Annotated in this window: 1 protein-coding gene; it reads left to right on the top strand. The window is 50.1% G+C overall.

Annotated features, from left to right (window positions below; genetic code table 11):
- Positions 1 to 588 (top strand): hypothetical protein (locus IE099_RS20630; protein ID WP_229809635.1); only part of this gene is annotated, 588 nt, incomplete at its 5' end.
- Positions 589 to 814 lie beyond the last annotated feature (226 nt).

Below are 814 nucleotides of genomic sequence, written 5' to 3' on the forward strand. Positions count from 1 at the left end.
AATCCGACCGCGCTGGCGAGTTTGGAGTTTGATTGTAGGAGTGGAGGTGGTAGAAGTAATGAAAGCGCGCTGAGTCGGTCGGATTGGGTGTGCTTGAACGTTCGACTAAAAGTAGATATGCACCCGGTAATCGTTGACGCAAAGGCAGCTGCAGAATGGATTAGCGGAGCACTGAATTATTCGGACTACAACGCAGACTTCTCGCTTAAAAGTCTTTACGAGGTAGATCGCTTTTTCGAAGAACAAACAAAAGACGGTGAACCGGTCGAAGGCGGTTTACTCTCTGAGGATAGAGGTCAGCGCCTCTTTGCTCTCGGTTCCTACGTCGGCGAAGTGCTGATTAGGAAGACAAATGGCGTTTGGTTTGTCGATGCCAACGACCCCGCAGCAGAAATTAATATTCAGATTAGGACCGAATCGGGCGTCGAGGCTTGGCCAGTGCAGCGAGTGATTAAGCGCTATAGGAATGGGCCTGAAGATTCAATTGGCGACTATGGGCAAGCACTTCTAAGGTATGCGAATCAGGGGAAGAACGAGCCACCAAGAACGATAGTTCAACCGCCTCCCTTACCGCCTCAGACTGATTAGTGTCGAACAAACAGCAGCACCACAAATCCGACCGCGCTGGAGAGTTGGTGGTTGCTTGGAGGAGGGGACGTGGTAAAAGTAGTGAAAGCGCGCTGAGTCGGTCGGATTGGGTGTGCCCAAACGTTCGACTGAAAATGAGCCGTTGCAGACTAATAACCTATCTCATTTTGAGCGCGATGCTATTGCTCGGATTGATTTTTGCTGAGGAAGAAGCTAAAGAACAGCT

The organism is Roseibacillus persicicus (assembly GCF_014651675.1).
Lineage (GTDB): Bacteria > Verrucomicrobiota > Verrucomicrobiia > Verrucomicrobiales > Akkermansiaceae > Roseibacillus > Roseibacillus persicicus.